At 64.0% G+C, this 4,664-nt stretch carries 5 protein-coding genes; 4 read left to right on the top strand and 1 reads right to left on the bottom strand.

The features are described from left to right. Positions 1 to 1,181, top strand: a 1,181-nt coding sequence (locus AC1DX0_RS31445; protein ID WP_477358319.1) for an aminotransferase class I/II-fold pyridoxal phosphate-dependent enzyme, incomplete at its 5' end; no start/stop codon positions are given. A 16-nt stretch (positions 1,182 to 1,197) separates the two neighbouring features. Here the strand turns inward: AC1DX0_RS31445 and AC1DX0_RS31440 are convergent. Then, positions 1,198 to 1,362, bottom strand: a complete 165-nt coding sequence (locus AC1DX0_RS31440; RefSeq protein WP_477221280.1) for a hypothetical protein — start codon at positions 1,360 to 1,362, stop codon at positions 1,198 to 1,200. A 205-nt stretch (positions 1,363 to 1,567) separates the two neighbouring features. Here AC1DX0_RS31440 and purL point away from each other — a divergent pair, with 205 nt between their 5' ends. The 3 genes from purL to AC1DX0_RS31425 form a co-directional block, all read left to right on the top strand. Continuing rightward, on the top strand, positions 1,568 to 3,799 hold the full coding sequence (purL, locus tag AC1DX0_RS31435; RefSeq protein WP_477221279.1) for a phosphoribosylformylglycinamidine synthase subunit PurL: 2,232 nt from the start codon (positions 1,568 to 1,570) through the stop codon (positions 3,797 to 3,799). 47 nt (positions 3,800 to 3,846) lie between these two features. Further along, the gene (locus AC1DX0_RS31430) at positions 3,847 to 4,380 is read left to right on the top strand and encodes a hypothetical protein (protein ID WP_477358317.1); all 534 of its coding nucleotides are present in this window, start codon (positions 3,847 to 3,849) and stop codon (positions 4,378 to 4,380) included. 116 nt (positions 4,381 to 4,496) lie between these two features. Continuing rightward, the coding region (locus AC1DX0_RS31425; RefSeq protein ID WP_477358321.1) for a BolA/IbaG family iron-sulfur metabolism protein at positions 4,497 to 4,664 on the top strand (168 nt) is incomplete at its 3' end.

Here is a 4,664-nt window from a genome sequence, read left to right as displayed (position 1 = left end):
TGCTCGGCCAGCGCGCCGACGGCGTGAAACCAGGGGCTCCCGACGTCAGTGCGGAAGGCACACGCTATGTCGATGCGCCGCAGGACAAGCTGCGTTTCGACAGCACGGCAGCGCCCGATGTCGGCCAGGGCATTGATGTCGCCGAGGTGCTATCGCGCACCGCGCAGGATCATCCCCACGAGATTTCAAGCTATACGCGCGATTTTCCTGGCCGATGGTACGAAGCCGGCGCCCGCTGGCTGTCGCGCAACGCCTTCCGCCCGGCCGCCGACAGCATTGTTCCGACGCTCGGCACCCATGCCGCGGTGATGGCGGCGATCGCGGCACTCACTACGCCCGGCGATTATGTCGCCTTCGAGCACCTCACCTACTCGCAGATCTCGCGCAGCGCCGGGCTGATCGGCCGGCGCACGGCGTTGGTGGCATCGGACGAGGAAGGCCTCGACCCGGCCGATTTCGAGCGCGTCTGCGCGCAAAAGCATCCCAGAATGATCTTCCTGATGCCGACGGCCAAGAATCCGACGCTGGTGACCTTGTCGCCGGCGCGCCGCGAGGCGATCGCGCGGGTCGCGCGTGAATACAATGTCATTCTGATCGAAGACGATCTCTACGGCCACCTGACCGATGATCCGACACCGTTGCTTGCCGAGTATGCTCCGGAGAGAACCATCGTTGCCGGCGGCCTATCGAAGTCGGTCGCGGCCGGCATGCGCGGCGGCTGGCTCTCCTGCCCGCCCGCCTATCGCCATCGGATCCGTGTCGCCCACAAGATGATGACCGGCGGCATGCCCTTCCTGCTGGCGGAGGTGAATGCCCGCCTGGTGCTTTCCGGTCAGGCCAGCGATATCCGCAAGCGCAGCATTGCCGAAATCAGCGCCCGCATCGCGATCGTGCGCGAGACTTTGGCCGGCTTCGCGTTCAAGTCGCACGACAAAGTGCCCTTTGTCTGGCTGACTTTGCCCGACCCGTGGCTTTCCGGCACCTTCAAGAATGCCTGCCTGGAACATGGTGTGCTGATCGACGACGAGGATGAATTCAAGGCCGGCCGCTCCGAGCAAGTCTTTCACGGCATCCGCTTCGGCGTTTCGCAGCCGAGGCAGCGCGGCGATGTCGCCGACGGTGTTGCAGTGCTTCGGCGCCTCCTCGATGAGGGCCGCGCCGGCTACGACAGCTTCTCCTGAGAGAGCTCGGCCTGGCTCAGCCTTCGGCCTTGAAGTTGGCTGCTTCCTTCCTGGCCTTGTCCTTGCCGAGCTTTTCAGCCAGTTCCTTGGCCTGTCCGGGCGAAACGTCGGTGGTCTCGGCAATATGCATGGCCTCCTTGTCCGAGAGGCGATTGTCTTTCTTGCCTTGCTTGGTCGCCATGGTCCGGTCTCCTGAGTGGTTGAGACCTAACGGCCGGCACATCGTAGCGTTCCATTCGGCTTTGCATTCCACACTGTGAAGGCCATCCCGGTCATCACCTTGTTGCTTTCTGTCTTTTTTCCACGCTCGACGGGTGTATCGGCCGCAAAGCTTGCGATATGAGGGGACTCAAAATCCCCGCTCCCATGGACATAAATCGCCGCCCATGACCATTTCCAATACCGTGCCGATCACCCCAGAGCTCATTGCCGCGCACGGGCTGAAGCCCGACGAATATCAGCGCATCCTCGACCTCGTCGGACGCGAGCCGAGCTTTACCGAGCTCGGCATCTTCTCGGCGATGTGGAACGAGCACTGTTCCTACAAATCCTCGAAGAAGTGGCTGCGCACGCTGCCCACCACCGGGCCACAGGTCATCCAGGGGCCGGGCGAGAATGCCGGCGTGGTCGACATTGGTGACGGCGACTGCGTCGTCTTCAAGATGGAGAGCCACAACCATCCCTCCTACATCGAGCCTTACCAGGGCGCGGCGACCGGCGTCGGCGGCATTTTGCGCGACGTCTTCACCATGGGCGCGCGGCCGATCGCGGCGATGAACGCGCTGCGCTTCGGCGCACCGGACCACCCCAAGACGCGGCATCTGGTCAGCGGCGTGGTTTCCGGCGTCGGCGGCTACGGCAACGCCTTCGGCGTGCCGACGGTCGGCGGCGAGGTCAATTTCGACGCCCGCTACAACGGCAACATCCTGGTCAACGCCTTTGCCGCGGGCCTCGCCAAGACCGATGCCATYTTCCTGTCGGAAGCCAAGGGCGTCGGCCTGCCGGTCGTCTATCTCGGCGCCAAGACCGGCCGCGACGGCGTCGGTGGCGCCACCATGGCGTCGGCCGAATTCGACGACAAGATCGACGAGAAGCGCCCGACCGTGCAGGTCGGTGATCCCTTCACCGAAAAATGCCTGCTCGAGGCCTGCCTCGAACTGATGGCGTCGGGCGCCGTCATCGCCATCCAGGACATGGGCGCGGCCGGCCTCACCTGTTCGGCGGTCGAAATGGGCGCCAAGGGCGACCTCGGCATTGAGCTTGACCTCGACAAGGTGCCGGTGCGCGAGGAGCGCATGAGCGCCTACGAGATGATGCTGTCGGAAAGCCAGGAGCGCATGCTGATGGTGCTGCGCCCCGAGAAGGAAAAGGAAGCCGAGGCGATCTTCCACAAATGGGGCCTCGACTTCGCCATTGTCGGCAAGACCACCGACGACCTGCGCTTCCGCGTGCTGCATCAGGGCGACCAGGTCGCTGATCTGCCGATCAAGGATCTCGGCGACAAGGCGCCGGAATATGACCGGCCCTGGATCGAGCCGAAGAAGCCGGCGCCGCTTGCCGCCAATGACGTTCCGCAGGCCGACGTTGCCGATGCGCTGCTCAAGCTGCTCGGCGGCCCGGACCTGTCGTCGCGCCGTTGGGTGTGGGAGCAATATGACACGTTGATCCAGGGCAATTCGCTGCAGCTTCCCGGCGGCGATGCCGGCGTGGTGCGGGTGGAAGGCCATGCGACCAAGGCGCTCGCCTTCTCCTCCGACGTGACGCCGCGCTATTGCGAGGCCGATTCTTACGAAGGCGGCAAGCAGGCTGTCGCCGAATGCTGGCGCAATCTCACCGCCACCGGGGCCTTGCCGCTGGCCGCCACCGACAACCTCAATTTCGGCAATCCTGAGCGGCCCGAGATCATGGGCCAGCTGGTYGGCGCSGTGAAAGGCATYGGCGAYGCMTGCCGCGCRCTCGGCTTCCCGATCGTRTCSGGCAATGTCTCGCTCTACAACGAGACCAAYGGCCAGGGCATCCTGCCGACACCGACGATTGGCGGCGTCGGCCTGATCGCCGATTGGTCGAAGATGGTGCGGACCGGCTTTGCGGCTGAGGGCCAGATGATCCTACTGGTCGGCGCCCCCGCCTCCTGGGGCACGCATCTTGGCCAGTCCGTCTATTTCAGGGACATCCATGGCCGCACCGACGGTCCGCCGCCACCGGTCGATCTCGCGCATGAAAAGCGCGTCGGCGATCATGTGCGCTCGCTGATCGCATCGGGCATCGTCACGGCTGCCCATGACGTTTCCGATGGCGGCATCGCCGTGGCTTTGGCTGAAATGGCGATGGCGTCGGGCATCGGCGCGACCGTTCCCGGGCTGGTCGGCACCGACCCGATCCCGGTCTGGTTCGGCGAGGATCAGGGCCGCTATCTGCTGACGCTGTCGATCGATCCGCATGGCGAGGAATGGGACTCCATCCGCAAGCAGCAGGGCGAACTCGGCATCTTCGCGCCGTGGATCGGCTCGACCGGTGGCAACACGCTGAAGCTCGGCGACGCCAGGGCAATCCCGGTCAGCGACTTGACCGCCGCTCATGAAGGCTGGTTCCCCCGCTTCATGGACCAGGCCAGTTGAGCAGAGCATGATCCCGAAAAGTGGAACCCGGTTTTCGGAAAAAGATCATGCTCGATCACAGGAAACTGGCCGTCCGGGCGCTGCTTGCAGTCGTCTTCTGGCCGTCGCTGTTCTTCTTCTGGCTCCTCGGGCCGTTCGTCTTTTTCCTGCTGTCGACGACCTCGAGCGAGCTTTGCCCGCTGCTGGAAAGGCGTGAGCAGTTCCTGGCTTCGGCCAATGGCACGCTGCCCATGCTGGTGCTGCAGAACCTGATCTATGCGGTTCCGATCGTCTGCCTCGTGCTTTGGAGCCGGCTTTTGCCGGAACCCGCAAGGACAGGCCGGGTCGTCACCTGCATCAAGCTTTTCGCCGTTGCAGCCATCCTCGGAGCCCTGTGGGAGTATGGCTCTTCGCTGGCCTGCGATGGTTACGGCCAGCCGTTCTTCTCGCCCGTCTGGCGGATGACCAGCTATCTGYCGATCGCCAACCTGGCGGTCAACATCCCGCTCTACGTGCTGGTCTTCAGCCTTGGCCGCGCCTTCTCGATGCGTGAAGACGACCCCACAGCCGATGCTGCCCGTCCGGACGACAGTGCGTCGTAGGCGACAATTGCGCCAGTGCTGTGCGGAACGGCTTCAATCGCGGCCGGAAAGGCTTTAGGTTTACCCCGACTCTCATCGCACGGGCGCCGCCGCCCGCCCGAAACAGGAATTGCACAATGGCAATGGATGCCCACGACATCGAAAAACTGATCAAGGACGGCATTCCGGACGCCAAGGTGACGATCCGCGACCTCGCCGGCGATGGCGACCATTATGCTGCCGAAGTCGTTGCCGAGAGCTTTCGCGGAAAAAGCCGCGTCCAGCAGCACCAGATGGTCTATGAC

The organism is Mesorhizobium sp. P3_A9 (genome assembly GCF_056402975.1).
Note: the sequence above shows the minus strand (reverse complement) of the source record. Positions and strands in the feature narration are given on the sequence as shown.